17 protein-coding genes are annotated in these 17,073 nt (G+C 57.5%); all 17 read right to left on the minus strand.

Features of this window, described 5'->3' with window-relative positions; genetic code table 11:
• Positions 1-188: 188 nt before the first annotated feature.
• The 17 genes from mobA to QWI75_RS16225 all read right to left on the minus strand — a co-directional run bounded on the left by mobA (position 189) and on the right by QWI75_RS16225 (position 17,010).
• A complete protein-coding gene (mobA, locus tag QWI75_RS16145) occupies positions 189-809 on the minus strand; it encodes a molybdenum cofactor guanylyltransferase (RefSeq protein WP_289269668.1) in 621 nt (206 codons plus the stop codon).
• Positions 810-929: 120 nt separating this feature from the next.
• Positions 930-2,702, minus strand: coding sequence for a c-type cytochrome (locus tag QWI75_RS16150; protein ID WP_289269670.1), 1,773 nt, complete (start codon positions 2,700-2,702; stop codon positions 930-932).
• A 32-nt stretch (positions 2,703-2,734) separates the two neighbouring features.
• Positions 2,735-3,694, minus strand: coding sequence for a c-type cytochrome (locus tag QWI75_RS16155; protein WP_289269672.1), 960 nt, complete (start codon positions 3,692-3,694; stop codon positions 2,735-2,737).
• Positions 3,695-3,727: 33 nt separating this feature from the next.
• Complete coding sequence (locus tag QWI75_RS16160) at positions 3,728-5,044, minus strand: cytochrome c family protein (protein ID WP_289269674.1); 1,317 nt, start codon at positions 5,042-5,044, stop codon at positions 3,728-3,730.
• 77 nt (positions 5,045-5,121) lie between these two features.
• Positions 5,122-7,071 (minus strand): cytochrome ubiquinol oxidase subunit I, encoded by a 1,950-nt coding sequence (locus tag QWI75_RS16165; RefSeq protein ID WP_289269676.1) that lies wholly within the window; start codon positions 7,069-7,071, stop codon positions 5,122-5,124.
• 63 nt (positions 7,072-7,134) lie between these two features.
• A complete protein-coding gene (locus QWI75_RS16170; RefSeq protein ID WP_289269677.1) occupies positions 7,135-7,338 on the minus strand; it encodes a hypothetical protein in 204 nt (67 codons plus the stop codon).
• A gap of 83 nt (positions 7,339-7,421) precedes the next feature.
• Positions 7,422-7,544 carry a hypothetical protein gene (locus QWI75_RS16175; protein ID WP_289269679.1) on the minus strand — a complete coding sequence of 41 codons (123 nt, stop codon included), beginning with the start codon at positions 7,542-7,544 and terminating at the stop codon, positions 7,422-7,424.
• Positions 7,545-7,765: 221 nt separating this feature from the next.
• Positions 7,766-8,590: a formylglycine-generating enzyme family protein gene (locus tag QWI75_RS16180; protein WP_289269681.1), complete on the minus strand. Its 825-nt coding sequence runs from the start codon at positions 8,588-8,590 to the stop codon at positions 7,766-7,768.
• A 114-nt stretch (positions 8,591-8,704) separates the two neighbouring features.
• Complete coding sequence (locus tag QWI75_RS16185) at positions 8,705-9,634, minus strand: formylglycine-generating enzyme family protein (RefSeq protein ID WP_289269683.1); 930 nt, start codon at positions 9,632-9,634, stop codon at positions 8,705-8,707.
• Between the two features lie 55 nt (positions 9,635-9,689).
• Positions 9,690-10,049: a hypothetical protein gene (locus QWI75_RS16190; protein WP_289269685.1), complete on the minus strand. Its 360-nt coding sequence runs from the start codon at positions 10,047-10,049 to the stop codon at positions 9,690-9,692.
• Positions 10,050-10,092: 43 nt separating this feature from the next.
• Positions 10,093-10,764 (minus strand): DUF3047 domain-containing protein, encoded by a 672-nt coding sequence (locus tag QWI75_RS16195; RefSeq protein ID WP_289269687.1) that lies wholly within the window; start codon positions 10,762-10,764, stop codon positions 10,093-10,095.
• A gap of 23 nt (positions 10,765-10,787) precedes the next feature.
• Entirely contained in the window at positions 10,788-12,659 is a 1,872-nt protein-coding gene (locus QWI75_RS16200; RefSeq protein WP_289269689.1) for a cytochrome ubiquinol oxidase subunit I, read from the minus strand.
• The gene (locus QWI75_RS16205; protein ID WP_289269690.1) at positions 12,656-13,765 is read right to left on the minus strand and encodes a hypothetical protein; all 1,110 of its coding nucleotides are present in this window, start codon (positions 13,763-13,765) and stop codon (positions 12,656-12,658) included. The genes QWI75_RS16200 and QWI75_RS16205 overlap by 4 nt, the downstream gene beginning before the upstream one ends.
• An 11-nt stretch (positions 13,766-13,776) precedes the next feature.
• On the minus strand, positions 13,777-14,328 hold the full coding sequence (locus QWI75_RS16210; RefSeq protein WP_289269691.1) for a PCP reductase family protein: 552 nt from the start codon (positions 14,326-14,328) through the stop codon (positions 13,777-13,779).
• A 3-nt stretch (positions 14,329-14,331) separates the two neighbouring features.
• A complete protein-coding gene (locus QWI75_RS16215; RefSeq protein WP_289269693.1) occupies positions 14,332-15,048 on the minus strand; it encodes a DUF420 domain-containing protein in 717 nt (238 codons plus the stop codon).
• 7 nt (positions 15,049-15,055) lie between these two features.
• Positions 15,056-16,039: a methyltransferase gene (locus QWI75_RS16220; RefSeq protein WP_289269695.1), complete on the minus strand. Its 984-nt coding sequence runs from the start codon at positions 16,037-16,039 to the stop codon at positions 15,056-15,058.
• Positions 16,040-16,221: 182 nt separating this feature from the next.
• A complete protein-coding gene (locus tag QWI75_RS16225; protein ID WP_289269697.1) occupies positions 16,222-17,010 on the minus strand; it encodes a hypothetical protein in 789 nt (262 codons plus the stop codon).
• Positions 17,011-17,073 lie beyond the last annotated feature (63 nt).

Here is a 17,073-nt window from a genome sequence, read left to right on the forward strand (position 1 = left end):
CATGTCGGAAGATTCGTCTTGGAGGAACGCCTCAATGGGTCGGACGATCTGCCTTCTATGCATCCTGTGGGAAATTTTCTGTCACCCAGGCAGGGAACGTTGATCTCCGAGAGAATTCATAAAAGGTTTTCGCTGGATGCCTTACGACCACGGGAGCATGGAACCGGATAGCCGGACCCCGAAGCCTATTATGCCGGCTTGAGTAACCGCCGAGCGAGATCAAAATCAGCGGGCGTGTTCACGTTCAAGAATGACAGCTCCTCCTCACTGCCATGGATCACCTCCGCGTCCGTCAGCACGAGGCCATGCAATGCCGAGCTGGAGACCAGCCCTTGCAGTCTCAAATCTCCGTTCTGCGCCATTTTGCCCAATACAGGCAGACAGGTCTTTCGGTAGAACGCGTGCATGGGTTGGAGACGCGACTTTACTCTGGCAATCACGAAATCCGCGTCATTGCGCGCATCCGCCAGGGTGCGGATCACGGACGGGTTGACGAACGGCATATCGCAGGCGACCGCAAACACCCAGTCCCGATCTGATGCCGACAAACCGCTGTAGACGCCCCCGAGCGTGGCGCAATTGGGTAGCGCGTCAGGCACCACCCGATGCCCTCTGACCGGCAGCCAATCCGACTCCACGGCCACTGAAATGATGACTTCTTCAAACAGAGGCTCCAAGCTATCGAGGACCCGATCGAACAGTGTCCGTCCGCCGACCTTGATGAACCGCTTATCCTCCCCCATTCGAACGCTTCGTCCTCCGGCCAGTACCAGCGCGGTTGCGTTCTCGATCTTTGTCGATTGTGACATGCCAATGATTTTCTGATTTCCGCGGGCTGTTCACCAACCAATCCACGCCCATCGCTGAAATAAAAAAGGGGGTGGGATAATCCCACCCCCTCTCTCATCTCACGAAACGTCAACCGGAACCTAGAAGGTCTTGCCCTTCCTCCTATTGGCCCGGCGGGCTAGGACCCACCCCTCCAGCACCACGACACCGAGTCCGATCAGCACCGGATAGATGTAGGTTTCCTTCGGAATCGGCGGTTCCAGGATCGTATAGTAAAAGGCCGACACCGACATCTTTCTGCCGGCATCGCCATTGTGGCCATCCCACGCGAAGAAGACAGTCGGAATATACTTGCCCGCTTCAAAGTACGCATACTCCTCGTAGTCGTCTTTGCGCGGACGCTGCACCATCAGCGTCCATCGACCGTTTTTCCATTCGGATTTCAGAACCTTCAGCTTTTCTTCAAAGTCATCGCGCTCTTCAAAGTCCTGATCCCATCCGGTCCCCTTGAAAGACCGGACAGTGCCGTCCGCTTCCCATTTCACGATATCGACCGGGTATTTGTTATCGCCCCAGAGATACCGAGGTTTAGCAGGCGGGGGAAGCTCCTGCCACTTGATAGGGAATTGGAAGGCAAACGCATCGTTGAACGCCCGATAATTGTTCTGGGCAGCGGCAATCGACCCGGGCTCGCCTGTCTTGGGAGCCTGCTCCTTGACCCCGTACGTATCTAGATTGACCTCGGTCGGATCCCATTCTGGCTTTTCCTCGGCCACGCTCTTTGTCCGATCATCCCACTGGAACAAGAACACGATGTTGTCGTTGTTGTACAGGGACTTTACCCAGACATCGTCAATCCGGGTCACGAAATTCCGTGGCTTATGGGTAATCTGCCCCCCGAGCGCTACAATTCTCCGCTCCCGATTGGTCCACATTTCATTGTCCGGATCGTCTGAAATGTCGCCCTCGACCGGACCGGAGCGCACCACGAAATTGATCTTCGGCTTGTCCGTCAACGGATCAATTTCCAGAGGATTGCCATCCTTGTCTCGCTCACAGAGCGAATTGACAAAATTGGCAATATCCCAGCGCTCCTCCAGCGTCGTGCTGTCCGCGAACGAGGGCATCGGCGTCCCGTTGATCCCCGTGGAGAAGGTTCTAAAAATATTCTTCACATTGTAAGGATCCTGACGGCTCCCGCGGAAATTCCAGCACTTGTGCCAATTGGCCGGTTGGATCGAAAATCCCCAGTCGTCCTTCAAGTTGAAGGCATTCCCATCACCGCGGCCAGTCACGCCATGGCATTCAATACACTTCTTATCGACCACCAACTGAGCTCCCTTTTCGATGCTTTCCTTGGTTGCGGGAACCTGCTTGATCTCGGCCAATTGAAGAACGGTTTGCGTCTCAGTATCTTTATCGGTGAACTTGCGATCCTTGACCAACTGGGTGGTCACGAACGACAAAACTTGTAGCCGCTGTTCCTCAGTCAAAATACCTTCCCACGGCGGCATGGCAGATCCCGGCAACCCATGGGTCACGGTCTCAAAGAGGTCGTTCTTTCCCGGAGTCTGTTCCTTGTAGTTGAACAGAGGCAACTCGCCGCTCGCCGTATGGCGGATCTTGAACGTGCCTTGATTGAAATTGCGCGGCCGAGGCCACAACCGATCTGCCCCCGGGCCATCCCCCGCACCGTCCACACCATGGCACCAGACACACTTCGTAAAATACACACGCTTCCCGGCCTCAATCATGTCGGCAGGAGGCTCCGGAGCAAGCGTCTGGCTTTTGAACCCTTCGGGCGCAGCTTGCTCGGCATGAGCCGTGACCACTGCGCTGCCGGAAAGCAGCACAAACCCTGCCGTGGCGAGGCCGAGAAGGGCCTTGGAACGAGTTCCTTTCTGCATTGTCATGGTTTGTCCCTCTTCGCCTTGCTCGTGAATAATTAATCCCATGTACGGGGATAGTAACCCGTATGCCAGTATTCAAACAGAATGACCTTCCAAATCTCATCCGTGGTCAAATGTTGCTCCCACGGCGGCATAACGGACGCCCAAGGGAACCCCTCGGGTGGAAGACCGATTCCGCCCTTGGCCACACGCCAGAAAACGAAGGTTTCTTGAAGCTGCGCCAATGTCCCGGGATCGGTGAAATTCGCCGGAATAGGATTGAACGCAAAGGCGTGAAGGCCCCGGCCGTTCAGATTGTCACCGTGGCAAAAGTGGCAGTTCTGGAAGAAAATCTCTCCCCCCTCGCGAACGTACTTGATATAGCCTTGGGCGTTCGGATCCCAGGGATTGGCTTCCGGCTTCTGCTGCATCAGACGCCCCATGCTCTGCTCGGTGATGAGCTTTCTGGCAAAGTCCTCATCGAACTTTCCCTCGAGATTCACTCGATAGGGGTTGTAGGCGGTCTGAAGAGTAAACGTCTTGCCATGCACCTTGGTGTTTTGCGGGGGAGCCGGATGGACGGTTCGCAATTCGATAGGCTCATCCAGACTGGGCAGGAACGAATTATACGCAAAGCCACCGATGAGCAGGGGTAATGCGACCAGCCATACGGTACGGAGAAACTTGTGCAGTCCGGTATTCGCGTCCAACACATTAAGAATCGGTTGTTTGAATTTTTTCCAATCCTCTTCGTTGCTGGACAGCCACATGAAGACCGCCACGAGCGCGGCGGTTCCATACATAGCCCTCACGCTGAACGGAATCGGCGGATAGATCCTGTATTTCAGGTACATCACGAGAAAGACCCAAAACAAGATACCCTGCCAGAACCGGGACATCGCGAGCCCGCTCTTGTTCAGCACATAACTCAGCAAGGCAAACACACCGACGCAGAAGGCGAGCTCAAATATCATCTGCATCGGCATGTACCCTTCGACCAACTTTAGCCAGGTCATGATTCTACTCTCCTTCTTGGGCTCAAATATTCCCTAGTTGATCTTCGGGGGTTCTTTTCCCGTTTGGACTTGCGAGAGGTAATCGATGATCTTGTTGATCGCTCCCGCGCTGAGCTTCTGACCGAAGATCTTAGGCATCACGCCGTCGGCAAATGGCTTCACGACGTACGCGCTCGGGTTGATGACCGACTCCATAATGTACTCACGAGTCGTCTTCGCGGTCCCCTTGTAATCCGCAGACTTGATTCGAAGCGGGGCGTTGGTCCCCTCCTCGAGTTTTGGACCTACTGCGCCTGTGGCTCCAGGAATACCGGGGATCGTATGGCAGACGATACATTGCGCCTTCGCAAAAATTTGATCGACAGGCTCGGATCCGTCAGCCAACAATCCACCCCCGCCTCCACCAGCGTCTTTCTTTTCTTCCTGCTGAGCCGGACGATCCGATTCCGGGATGAACTTCTCATACGACTTCGCAATCTCATCATACGAGGGAGCATCTTTGCCCTCCCGCACATAGATCCAGGTATCGACGGCCGCCAGCTCTCCGATGGACAGAGAGATCGGAGGCTTATGGATCTTGGGCATCGGGCTTTCCTTGTCATTCGTACCCTTGACTCCGAAACCCGCCACGACATAACAGTTTGGACAGGCATGAGATTCGGCAATGTACTCTTGCCCTGTCTCTGCAGTTCCGGCCCCCGGAAACGCTTCTTTCTCGACCGTATCTCTGTCCTGCGGCTTGCCCTTGTGATACCGAGGATCATTCAGTCGCTCTTCAAGTCTTCCCGGCAAACCCCACAAGTTCGGGGCGCGCTCGCTGAGAAACCCCTGGTTAAATCCGTGACAAAGAGGACACTGCCCCTTCCCGATGGCGCCTTGCACTTTGCTTTGCCCCACGCCGCCGAAAATGATCTTCTCCCCCTCATCGGCCAACTGTTGAGGGCTCATCGAGTTGAAGTCTAACTTGACCTCAGGAGGAGGAAATCCACCCTCAACCTGAGGTAGCCAATTCCCATAGCCGGACAAGAACGCTGCGACGAAGAACATCATGCCGCCGATCTTGAACAAGGCGCTGAGATTGGCGAAATACAGGCCCATCATCAGCGTCATGGCGGTAATTATCGCCAATGACACGGGGAGCAGCCGGCTTTCTGCGAAGAAATTGATCTTGTAATTCGCGATTGCGACAAAGAGCATCACGGTCGCAATCATACCGATGAAAGTCTTGAATGTTGCCCGTTTCTTTACATCAGGATTTGAGATGGAAACCTGAAAATACACCAGTAAGCCTGCGAGCAAAGCCAGGACTGGCCATCCCATATCCAATGCAGTCGACAGTAGATTCCCCACAGCTCGATCCTCCTCAGGATAGCTTTAGGGGACCCCAACCCTTTAGGACCGGGATCCCCAAGAATGGACAGCTCGTATTAGTGGCCACCCACTGGCTGTGGGGCCCCCCCTGGAGCCGGAGCTTTCGCTTCAACCGGCGCCGCCTTCTTCGTCAGCGACCCGACCCAGAAGACAAAGAGAATACTGATCCAGAAGAACAACACGTTAAATGAGATCATGTTGGCGCCGAACCCAACCGTATGGGTGTATGCCCATGGTGAGTTATCGCGCATGATTTCATTAACGTGCCAGAACAACCGGACAGATGAGCGGATATACCCCATCAGCCCCATCATCCAGGTGAACGCTGTCGCCAACATAATGAGGGCATATTGGGAGCGGGCGGAGATCTTGCCCCACTCCACCTCCCCCATCTGCTTGGCTCCTTTGAGCATGACGAGGTTGAGCCCCCCCATCATGAACAGGCAGGAAAGCGTCGTTGCGACCTGAGGAACTGACAGTCCGACTCGGACGTTGGCCGGAATGTAGTATCCGTAGACCGCCAGCCAGACGATGTTGAAATACGCAAAGAAGAAGAACACCCCCATGAAGATGTTCCCAAACTTCGACCACGACACCGTAGATACCTTGTTCCCTCGCTGATACCAGATGAAACTCAGAACGGTAGTCGTAATAATGACGTTAATACCGCCGTTCTTAGCCGACATGACCCCGTAGTTGCCCAACACTGGATGCTGCTGGCCTCCCATAGCCTTCAACTCTGCGGGGGTCATCACCATGGTATGAGGGGTGATGAAAACGGTAAATCCAACGATCAGGAGAAACACCAAATACTTGATGTAGCGGAAGTATTTTTCGGCGCCTCTCATACGGCCAAGCGCTTGCCAGAGATAATAGTTGGTGCTCAAGAACAGGATGCCGATCATGGTTGCCTGGATGATGAACAACCAAGCCAGCAGACCTCCCATGAGCGTGATCCCCATCTGCTGGCGATAGGCATAGACCTCCCGCATCAACCAATACCCGGCGAACGGCAACGGGATGAGGAACGCCACCCCGATGGCCATGGCAACATAGCCCATCCAATCATAATGCGCACGGTCTTCATCGGTCTTGGAAGAGAGGAATCGATAGGCCGCATAGGCCGCCACGACGCCCCCTCCGAATGCCATATTGCCAAGGATGCGATGTACATTGAGGGGATTCCACAGAGCTGTATGCAGCACGTGCCAGATGTTTCCGAGGAAGCGCCCCTGCTCGTCAACTCCGGCCGGCGACATCATGAATCCGATCCAAGAGTTAGCGAGGAACATAAGCACGGTTCCAATAACGTTCAAGATCACGGACATGCTGAGGTGAATCCACTTCAGAAAGCCCGTCTTCATCTTGTCCCACCCGTAGTAGTAGATGTAGAGGGTCCCGCTCTCCGCCACAAACATCAAGGCATAGATATGCATGACCGGACGGAAAATGCTCGACAGGTAACCGAAAAAGGAAGGATAGAGCGTAAGAAAGGTGAAGATCAGGATCCCGCCCAAGATGGCGGTCAATGAATAGGCGGTCAGACTGATCTTGATAAAGTCGTAGGCCAACTGATCGTACTTTTTGCCCATCGCCTTATCTTTCGACACCACCCCCACGAACTCGATGATCATGCAGAAGATCGGCACCGCCAGCACGAAGCTTCCGTAGTACAGATGCTGCTGGTTGGCAAACCAGATCAGCACACGACTCTCAAAGTTGTACCGGGGGTAATCCTTCTCTCCATCGGTTGTCTTGGGCGCCGGAGCGCCGGACACAATGCCTTCGATCTTGTAATAAACGTCACGTCCCTTCTCGACTTTTGCCTCCTCCTTCTTATCCCCATCTTTCTTCGCCGCCGCCACTTCAGGCGGAGGACCACCCGCCGCAGGTCCACCGCCTCCGGCAAGAGCAGGAATCGAAGAGATGATCGGCAGAAGAAGGAGGCCAACCATGACGCTCAACGCCATGATCGACAGAATTTTTTTTCGCCCTACACTGCCCATGGCTAACCTCCTTGAAAAATTCTAATATGCCCGAATCTCGGATCGCTCCTTATGACACTAAAACTAATTGCGGAAGAGGTACCAGTAATCCAACCCCTGCATGTCCATCAGGTAGTGATCCACCAGGGTTAAATAAGAAACCACGATGAGAATCGACACCACAACGGCGAAGACCGTATTGTTCAACAGCGTCTTGGACTTGGCCCCTATAAACAGAAGCACAAACCCCGCGATCAACGTCGCAAGCCAAAAGTATGGACTTGTCATCGCTCGATCCTCCTAAACTCTGAATAGTAGAAGCTTAAAATGGTCACGCCCCCGGCTCCTTCAGGTCCGTATTTAAACCGGGTTCAACAGGGGCACTGAATTCCGGCGAACCAGTAGAAAAACCACAGGCCCACCGCCAGCGTGACGTAGAAAATCATCTTCCCGAGTTTTATTTTCCATTCTGGATCCTGAACAACTTCCGCCATGGTTCACATCTCCTCTTCAGGTGATAACTGATAGCTCTTCATCCTAAGGTTTTGCCTTGACACACCACGAGGCAAGTGCTAAGGGAGTCACGCGACATTCATTCGGCAAGGGGAAACAAATGGGTGAAAAAAGTTCAAAATTGTTTGACATTATAGTTTTGGCCGGCATGGTTGTCAACATCATTTTGGCCGTGTTTCTCATCCTCTATTACTTTGATATTCTATGATTTTTCGGCCTCTTTCCTGTTCTGATCTCCACCCCATTTTCCGCTCACGGCGCAGCGAAATCCGATGGTTTCGTCCCGAAAATCAGGAACCATTTTGTTTCGGCTTGTCAGCCTTACGTCTCCCCCTGTCGTCGTATAGCTTCCCCCCCTGAGAACACGAAACATGCCGTACTCCGGGCTGGGCGGATTCTTCTCCGGCGAGTCCCTGTACGCGGTTTCCAAATACCAGTCGGCAACCCATTCCATGACGTTGCCCGCGCCATCCATCACCCCATAAGGGCTGCGGTCGTCTTGAAATGACCCGGCCGGGGCGGTCACTTCGGCCCCATCCTGTACGCGGGCCCAATTGGCGCTTCCAGGCCGTTCCTCGTTGCCCCAGGGCCACAGCCGCCCATCCGGACCACGCATGGCCTTTTCCCATTCTGCCTCGCTCGGGAGTCGCTTGTTTTTCCAGGCACAATAGGCTTGCGCGTCGTCATGAGACACGTAAACCACCGGCTGGTTTGCGGAGCGCATCCGTGCCATGTTTTTCGCATATCGGGAAGGCGGTCCCGCCTTTCGATGACCGCTGGCCGCGACGAAGGCCTCATATTGATGGTTCGTGACTTCATAACGATCGATCGAAAAGCCGTCTAAAAAGATCTCCCTCTGCGGCGCTTCGTCAAAACCGCCCTGGTCATAGCCGCGAATGAACGGCCCGGGGGGAATGTATACCATCTCTTCGTTAATGGGTGTCTCTTCCCGACCAAGATCCTGGGACGGCAATGACTGGGTAAGTGAGCGACCCGAGGGATTTTCCACTTTTTCAAATGGGGTCAAGGAGGTGCCGCGGAGAATCCCCATGATCGGAAGACCGGCGAATACGGCGACCGCGATGAGAATCGCGACTTTGAATCTCGTTTCGAGCATAGCGTCACCCGAAGCAAAGCCGCCTCAGCCCTGCGACTTCTGAGAACCGGCCGCAGACTTTTCTCCGTCCCGCGCGCATCGGAATCCGATGGAACTGTCCGTTCGCCACATCTTGGCCTGAAACCGCTTCGCAACCCGCGCTCCATGCGCGGTCTCTCTCCAGGACCCGCCGCGAATCACCTTATGTTCGCCTTCGGTGGGCCCTTGAGGATCTCGAAAGGGCGACTTCGCATAATAGTGCTCATCATATGTATCCGCCACCCACTCGGCCACGTTGCCGGTCATGTCGTAAAGGCCGTACGGACTTCGGCCCGCCTCGAATGAACCAGGCGGCGCGAGATACTTAAATCCATCTTCGGCGCCGTCCAGATTGGCGCGATGGGACCCGAAATCATCCCCCCAGGGATAGCGGCGACGCCCTTCGCCGCGAGCGGCCTTCTCCCACTCTGCCTCAGTCGGAAGGCGCTTTCCCGCCCATTTACAGTAGGCAGTCGCGTCCGCCCAGGACATCCCGATGGCCGGCAGTTCCGGTTTGGTGATCTTCGTAATATCGTCCTCGAACACCGGAATGAACGGTTTTCCGCGCTTGGTCATTTTGACGTATTGCTCGTACTCCCCTTGGGTGATCTCTTTTTTGTCGATGTAATAGGTGCTCAGATAGACCTGATGCTCTGGCGCCTCGTCTGGGTCGCCTTCCGTGCTGCCCATGCGGAACGGTCCTTCAGGGATCTGCACCATTTCGTGCCCGTCCTCGCCTACGAACGTCTTGTACATCGAATAGTCCTGCTCGGACACGGCCGGCACCGCTTGCGTTTCCGTTCTTTTAAGCTGGGCCAGCGCCTCCTCACGCGCTTTCTTATTGTCATACGACTGGCTCATCAGTCCGACGATCATCAGAAAGAACGATCCGAAGACGAAGATGATCGATCCGATCAGGACCTTGTTATTATCCATGTTGATTGACCTTCACCCACGAGGCTCACATGCCCGCCAAACCATCGGAGCGCAGTCACGTGTTCGGCGCCGGCGGCTCCGTGGAGGCCGCCTCCCGCTTTCGTTCCGCCCAGGCATCCAACAACATTGAAATCTGCACCCCCAGAAACCCGCCCATGGCGGCGCCCGCACCGGCTCCGACAGACATGCGGTCCGCGCCGGCCACCAGCCAGGCGAGGAGCCCGCCCAACACGCTGCCGATCAAAATACTGAAGAGAAACCGCCGCCCGCCGAGCAATCCCACAACCGTGCCGAGCGCCACTCCGAGGCCCGCGGCCACCGGGAGAGACACGTCTCCCATATTCACGCCGATCAGGACGCCCACCGTTCCCATCACGGCAATGCCGAGGACCACGTCGATAATCTTTCCACTCACAGGCGACTCGCGTCCTGATATTCGCGGGACCTCGGCGAAGCCCCTATCGGGCCCTAGCCACAATCGAGCCGAAATCGATTTCCACGCCAGGGCCGCTCAAAATCGAAATGCCCCAGGCCTTCGGGGCCGGTTCGTGTTCATGAATCCGCTTAAAGTCCTCATACACGTTCACGGTTTCTTCGACCCATTCGCCGATGGGCTTTGCTCCCGATTGGACCACGATCTCCGCGCCGCTGAACATGCTCCCTTCGCTCAGAAGCCCCTCCGCCTTGGTGGCGCTCCAGATGTATTTCGTGAAAACGGGAATGAAAAAGAAATCGGTATCCAACGATACGTAAAGCGTGGCGATGGGGTCGGCCGTCGCCGGAGCCTTCAGCAAACGCCAGCGCCAGGTCAACACCGGGTAGGCCTTGGGATCCCAGTCGATTTTTTTCTTCTTGATGCGCTGATCGGCATCCCGGGCGGCCAGAAATCCGTTGCCCTGTTCATCATGGACCTTATACGCGCTTCTCGCCCGGGCTTCACTGCGCTGGCTCTCGTTCTCCCAGAGACTGGGGAAGCCGTCGGCCTCCTTGGCCTGAAACGCTTCCAGCACAAGTTGCTCGGCCGCGCGGCTCTCGTCGACGCAGACCAACGTGCCGGCGAGTCCTAGCAGCGCCCCTCCCAGCACAGAGAGCCGCTTCAGCCACACGAATCCTTCCCTCTTGCGTAGCATGGCACCTCGCATCGTGAGACAAGCTAAGTTTCCTGCGTTGGAGTTGGAACCCAGGCGGGCGACTTAGCCGAAGCGGCGCGTCGGTCCGCGGCCGAGGCCAACCCCTTCTCGCTCAACCAGAAGACGAACAGCACCGCGACCCAGAACACCACCATGTTCAACGTCACCATTTTGGCCGCAAACCCAAGCGAGGGAGTGAATGCCCAGGGCGACACATCCGGCATCAGCTCGCTGACGTGCCAGGCCAGCCGCCCGGACGAACGAATGTAGCCCATCAACCCCATGACCCACGTGAACGCCGCCGCGATGGCGAACAGTCCGACCATGCCGCGATCCGTCATGCGGCCCCATTGGACTGGCCCATGCACCACCGCCCCGCGCAACATGGCGCGGTTGATCAAGGCGCCTCCCATCACCACCGTCAACGTCGTCAGCGCCTGGGGACCTGACAAGGCCACCCGGAGACTGGCGGGAAGATAAAACCCATAGATCGACAGCCAGGTGATGTGTCCCATTCCCAGCAGATAGAGCACCCCGATGGCCAGGTTCCCCTTCCGCACCCAGGGCACGGTCATCGTCCGATTGGCGCGGCGGTAAAAGATATAACTCAGCCCGGTCAGACAGATCATCAAATTCACGGCGCCGTTTTTGGCCGACATGACGCCGTAGTTGCCGATGACCGGATGTTGAGCCCCGCCCATCGCCTTCAGCTCGCCCGGCGACATCATGACCGTATGCGGCGTCAGCCACACCATCACGACGATCATCAAGCCCCACACGAGAAACTGCGTATACTGCTGATATCGCTCCCCACCTTTCAATCTCGCGAGACTTTGCCACAGATAGTAGTTAATGCCGAGAAACAGCGCGCCAATCAGAAGCGCCTGCACGACGAACAGCCAGGTCAGCAGTCCACCCATCATCGTTACGCCCATGCTCTGACGCCAGGCGTAGACGGACCGCATCAGCCAATAGCCGGCGAACGGCATCGGCAGCAACGCACAGACCGTCACGAAGAGGAAGATATAACCGACCCAATCATAGTAGGCCCGCTCTTCCGGTTCCTTGCTCGTCAGGAAGCGGTACGACGCATAGGCCAGCACCACCGCGCCTCCCGACATGATGTCGGCCAGAAAACGATGGACGTTCAACGGATTCCACAAGGCGGAATGCAACAGATGCCAGGCGTTCCCGAGAAACCGACCCTGGGCGTCCACGCCCGCCGGCGACATCATGAACGCCGCCCAGGCGTTGGCCAGCAACAGCAGGGCGCCGCCAAACACGTTGGTGACAACCCCGATGGCGGCATGGATCCACTTCCACCCCGCCACAGCAAGGCGATCCCAACTGTAGTAGTAGATAATCAATAACAGCGCTTCTCCAGGGAATACGATGGCATAGGCCGGCATCATGGATTTGAAGGTGCCGCCCATATACTGCATGAAGTGCGGATACAGCAGGATGAACAAGGCCAGCATGGCGCTCCCGACCAGCGCCGTGATGGACATCGCCAACAACGCTACGCGCGCAAAATCCTTGGCCAGACGGTCATACTTGGCGGACAGCGCCGGGTCCCGCGCGATCAGCCCCAGAAATTCGATCAAGACACAAAAGATCGGAAGGGCGAGGACGAATCCGCCGAAGTAGGTATGCTGTTGCGTGACGAACCAGACGAGCAGGCGGCTGTCAAATGACCCGATCGTCGGATAGGCAATCTCCTCAGCGACAGGGGCCGGCGGTCCGCTGGGCACGCCCGGTGTTTTGAAAAACACATCGACGGAATCCGTCGCCGTCCCCGCCGGGATCGGAGACTCCGCACCGGCCGGTGCGACGCCGACGGCAAGGACGACGATCCACAACAACAGCCCGCGCCGGATGAGCTTTGCGGCGTTCATCGGATCTGCTCCACAGTCACGGCCGGCATGGATTGATGGGTCTCCGGAACCGGCAACGCCTGCGGCGGCGGGACCATGCCATCGCCCATCCCCATCTGTTTCGACAGCAATCCCATGACGAACGGACAGCGCAGCACGGCGGCGGGAATCGTCCCCTGTAACCTGGTTTCAAACGACCGGCGGGCGCCCAAATAATAGGAGTAGAGTCCCATGAGGCCGCCGACGCATCCCGCAACGGCCGCGAATTGCCAGCCGACATGAAGGGGCCGTTGCAAGGCGAATACGAACAGGCCATAGACCGCCAGAAGATAGGTTGCGGCAAAGGCCAATCCCGGCCACCACCAGAATTTGGCCAGCTCCAGCCAGCCGGTGCGCCGCCACTGCGCGAGCCAATCGGAGGACTCGTTCAGCCCGGCAAGGTAGGCGGCCAGGGAAATCGAGCCGGCGGCCAAGATGGCCATCACCAGGTGGAGAAGCGGCACCGGCCCCTCCGAAGCCGCCGAGGTCACGGCCAGCGCCAGCAAGGCTGTCGCACCCACGCCGGCAGCCGTCCAACTCAAGAGCACCCGCGGCCGCTGCCACAACATTCCGCGAAGGCTCGCGCCGCTGGGAAACGTGAGAAACGAACGGCCCTGCGATTCCATCCGTCGCAGATGGCCGATCTCAAACGCATCACGAGCCACGGCGGTATTGGGAATGATGATCGCCATCATGGCCGGCCCCTCTGGGTGAGTCAGGAAATCATAGTTCACCGCCACCTGCAAGAGAGCCAGCACCAGCAACGACAGTTGGACCGCATACACGAATCCGACCCACCCGAGCAGCCAGGCCCACCGGCTTGGACGCTCGGCACGAGGCAGATCGGACCACGGCGCCTGTCGCCCTGCGGCATAACAGACCCCGGCGGTGACGACCGCCAGGCTCCCGCTCGTGACCAGCAACGGCACCGCCTCGGACAGTGGCACGACGAGTTTCAATGCGCGATAGGCCACGAAGATGGCCAGCCCCGCGACGAACATTACGATCCGCTTCCGGGAGCGAACGGCCGGTTCAGTCACGGTCAGACTGAGTTGAGGCAGGACACGAAGCGCAAGTCGGTGCAACATAAGACGATCAATCAGGGCTTCTGCGCCATTCCGAAATACTTGGCCTTCACTTCCTCCATCAACGCCACCGACACGCTGGAGAGACCGCGATCGGCGGCCGTCCGCTCCAGTTCAAGTCGCGCCATCGCTCGAATAGAGGCCGGAACCCGATCCAGCCGTTGCCAAGCCGCAGGGTCCCAGGCCACGGCCGTTCCCTGCCGGGCCTCGGCAAACAGGTCATAGGTGACGACACGATGCCGGGCCGCGCGCGCGTAGCGCTCCACCTCCGGCTTCAACAGCTCCTGCACGTAGGGCGGAAGCCGCTCCAAGCAATGCTTCGCGTCGTCGCTCCAGATCAGCCGATCGACCAATCCGAACGTCTCGCCGCTCGCCTCCCCGGCTGCAACATCCGCGCCGACGCGCAACCCGCAACCCAAACACTCAGACCGGACGAACCACATCGGCTCGCCTGCCGGGCCGAGCCGCTCCTCAACGCCCTGCGTATGCATCCACCGCCCGCATCCACAGACCAGCATGATGCCTTTGACCCGTGCCTTCCGCCGGCTGTTGCCGACCGGATCCAACCGTTACCCGATTTTCCCGGGATAGAGAATATACAGCATGGTGTACGTCACGCTGCCCGTGATGAACAGGATGCAATAGATCACCATCGTGAAGGTGCCGAGCGCCCGATGACGGCGCTCGCCGTTGGGCCAGATCCGCTGGATCAGAATCTCGAGACCGAACACGATCGCGAGCAACACCAGAAATCCGAGATACACTTCCATCTTGCGCATGGAAAAGCCTGCGGTCACGACCCGGGAAAGAAACAAGACGACCACGACGCCCGTGATCGACCCGAAGAGCAGGCCGACCTTCCGCCAGGACGTTTGGAGCACGGCATCCTTCAGCACACGCCGGTCGCCGACAAGGGCCTGCGAACGGAACCCCAGCACGATCATATAGATCGCCATCACAATCCCGATCACCACCAGTATGATATGGAAAGTCAGCAACGGAATGAAGACGCCATGATAGAGTTCCTCGGACCCCCCGAATCCTTCTTTCCCCTCGAATGCCAGCACGCCGAGCGAGCGAAACAGATAATAGTTCACGAAGAACACCAGCATCGCGATCATGCCGCCGAGCATCAACCAATGGTGGGCATGGCCCTGTTTCCGCTTGGCCTGCACCCAGCCCACGATGAACAGCGCGGTGAACAGCGTCGCCATCAATTGGCTCAGGTCAGCCCCGACCGTCGCATGCGTGGCAAAGAACCCCGGTTGTCGAAGCCACTCGGTCATCGTGTGCTCAGGCCGCCCGGCGTCCCTGGACGACGGCGGTGGCTTCCAGCTCTTCGGCTGATTCGAATCCTGCCCGCCTCATCCATTCCAAGGCTTCGCTCGTCTTATAGCAGCGGCCTCGCGCGGTATTGACCAGGATGTGCACCGCGAACGCGGTCGTCCAGGCAGGGGCCGTCCCGCTTTCATCCAGAAAGCGGTCCTTGATGACCAGTCTCCCGCCGGGCGACAGGCGCTCAAAGGCCTTGGCGACCAATGATGCGTTCATCTCGAAGTCTTGATAGTGGAGAATGTCGGACATCAGGATCAGGTCGTACGGACCGCCCAGCGGGTCGCGGTTGAAATCTCCCGGCTGAAGACGGATGCGGCCCTCCAACTCGGCCTCTTTCACAACCCCCTCGGTGATGCGCAAGGTTTCCGGCAAGTCGAATACGGTGGCCGTCAGGCCGGGATAGGTTTGACAAAACGCAATGGCATTGGTGCCCGCGCCGCCTCCTAAATCCAGCATCGTTCGGGCCTGTTCCGCATCCAGGCGCTTCGCAAAGCCAGGGCCGGACTGCTGACCGATACGATGGAGCACCGACAACACGTTCGCGCCGAGCTCCGGATCGGTCTCGAACACATGCCGGCTGACCGAAGACCGGCCGGTTCTAATCGCCGTCTCGAGACGCCCCCAATTGTCCCATTCGGCGTCATGCAGGACCAACAGGTGGCCGACATATTGCGGAGACGTCTTCACCAGATGTTGCTGGGCCACGGGCGTATTGGCGTACCGACCCTCCGATGCGGCCAGCACCCGCATCGCGACCAGCGCATTGAGCAGCAGCGCCAAGGTCCCCTCATGGACTCCCAGCCTGTCGGCCGCCTCCCTCGCCGTCCACGCCTTCCCATCCAAACAGGAAAACACATCCAACTTCACGGCGGTCAACAGGATTTTCGTTTCCCAGTAGTATCCAAGCTGGAAAATCTCGGCCAGAGTCAGATCGCGAGCCACGTGCACTCCATCAGAATGAATCCGGGCATAATACCGAGTCCGTTCGAGCAAAGGCAAGGTCGCGACGAGCGGACCGGCGCCGAACGCCATCCCGGGAAAAGCAAGAGGGCAGCAGCTCGTCCGAGCTGCTGCCCTCCGCCTGTCTCGCTCTGTCGCGAACGCGAATCAGCGCACGCGAGGAATTACTTCTTGACCTGGAAATCCGCCTTCACGGATCCGCCCTCAGGCACATCCACGTCGGCTTCCATCTTTCCGGCGAACGGATGCCAGGCCATGATCTTGTGCTTGCCGGCCGGCACATCCTTGAGTTCGAACGTCCCGTCCTCTTTCACCACGGCATAGTGCTTGTTCTGGACCGGGAGGAAGAACGCCTGCATGAACTCATGTTGATCGCACTGGAGACGGAAGAAGGACCCGGCCTTCTCTTGGCGAAGCGTGATCGGCTTTTCGAGCTTGGATCCCTTCTCGGCAAGACCGATGTTGAAAATGGTGGAGGAACTGGGTCCCTTGACCTCGAAGGAATGCGGGTTGTGGAGCACGCCCTTTACGGACTTGGGATCGTCGGGGTCCGAATCGTGATTCTCGACCCGGAACATTTTCTTGTTCACGACGATGCCGCTGAACGGCTGAAAATCACAGAACTCCGCGACGACATCCGTGCCCCCGTACCCGTCCATGAACGCCTTGTCTTCGATGTCACGAACCGACACCACCGCGTTCTTCAACGCCCCGTCCTTGCCGACTTCGATCGTCTTGAGGAACCGCTTGTCCCCATCCATAACGTCCTTGTTCGGAATCTTGGGACAGAATTTCGGATTGGGGAACTTGGAAAACAAGAATTCCTTCTGCTCGGCCTTGCCGGCATAGGTCACCTTCCCGGTCACGGTGCCGCCGGCAAAGGACGCCAGCGGAGCCGCCAGGAAGGAGGCTGCGATGAGACCCGACATACCTAGTAACGCACCTGTCTTCATGATGACTGCCTCCTTGATGGTTGAACAAAATCTTTCGGTGTCCATGCCGACCAGCCCCAGGAA

This window comes from Nitrospira tepida (genome assembly GCF_947241125.1).
In the GTDB taxonomy this organism is placed as follows: domain Bacteria; phylum Nitrospirota; class Nitrospiria; order Nitrospirales; family Nitrospiraceae; genus Nitrospira_G; species Nitrospira_G tepida.

Bases quoted from the DNA above. Each gene is read 5' to 3' on its own strand.
- mobA (WP_289269668.1), bottom strand. From the start codon at position 809: ATGTCACAATCGACAAAGATCGAGAACGCAACCGCGCTGGTACTGGCC.
- QWI75_RS16150 (WP_289269670.1), bottom strand. From the start codon at position 2,702: ATGACAATGCAGAAAGGAACTCGTTCCAAGGCCCTTCTCGGCCTCGCC.
- QWI75_RS16155 (WP_289269672.1), bottom strand. From the start codon at position 3,694: ATGACCTGGCTAAAGTTGGTCGAAGGGTACATGCCGATGCAGATGATA.
- QWI75_RS16165 (WP_289269676.1), bottom strand. From the start codon at position 7,071: ATGGGCAGTGTAGGGCGAAAAAAAATTCTGTCGATCATGGCGTTGAGC.
- QWI75_RS16170 (WP_289269677.1), bottom strand. From the start codon at position 7,338: ATGACAAGTCCATACTTTTGGCTTGCGACGTTGATCGCGGGGTTTGTG.
- QWI75_RS16175 (WP_289269679.1), bottom strand. From the start codon at position 7,544: ATGGCGGAAGTTGTTCAGGATCCAGAATGGAAAATAAAACTCGGGAAG.
- QWI75_RS16185 (WP_289269683.1), bottom strand. From the start codon at position 9,634: ATGGATAATAACAAGGTCCTGATCGGATCGATCATCTTCGTCTTCGGA.
- QWI75_RS16195 (WP_289269687.1), bottom strand. From the start codon at position 10,764: ATGCTACGCAAGAGGGAAGGATTCGTGTGGCTGAAGCGGCTCTCTGTG.
- QWI75_RS16200 (WP_289269689.1), bottom strand. From the start codon at position 12,659: ATGAACGCCGCAAAGCTCATCCGGCGCGGGCTGTTGTTGTGGATCGTC.
- QWI75_RS16205 (WP_289269690.1), bottom strand. From the start codon at position 13,765: ATGTTGCACCGACTTGCGCTTCGTGTCCTGCCTCAACTCAGTCTGACC.
- QWI75_RS16215 (WP_289269693.1), bottom strand. From the start codon at position 15,048: ATGACCGAGTGGCTTCGACAACCGGGGTTCTTTGCCACGCATGCGACG.
- QWI75_RS16225 (WP_289269697.1), bottom strand. From the start codon at position 17,010: ATGAAGACAGGTGCGTTACTAGGTATGTCGGGTCTCATCGCAGCCTCC.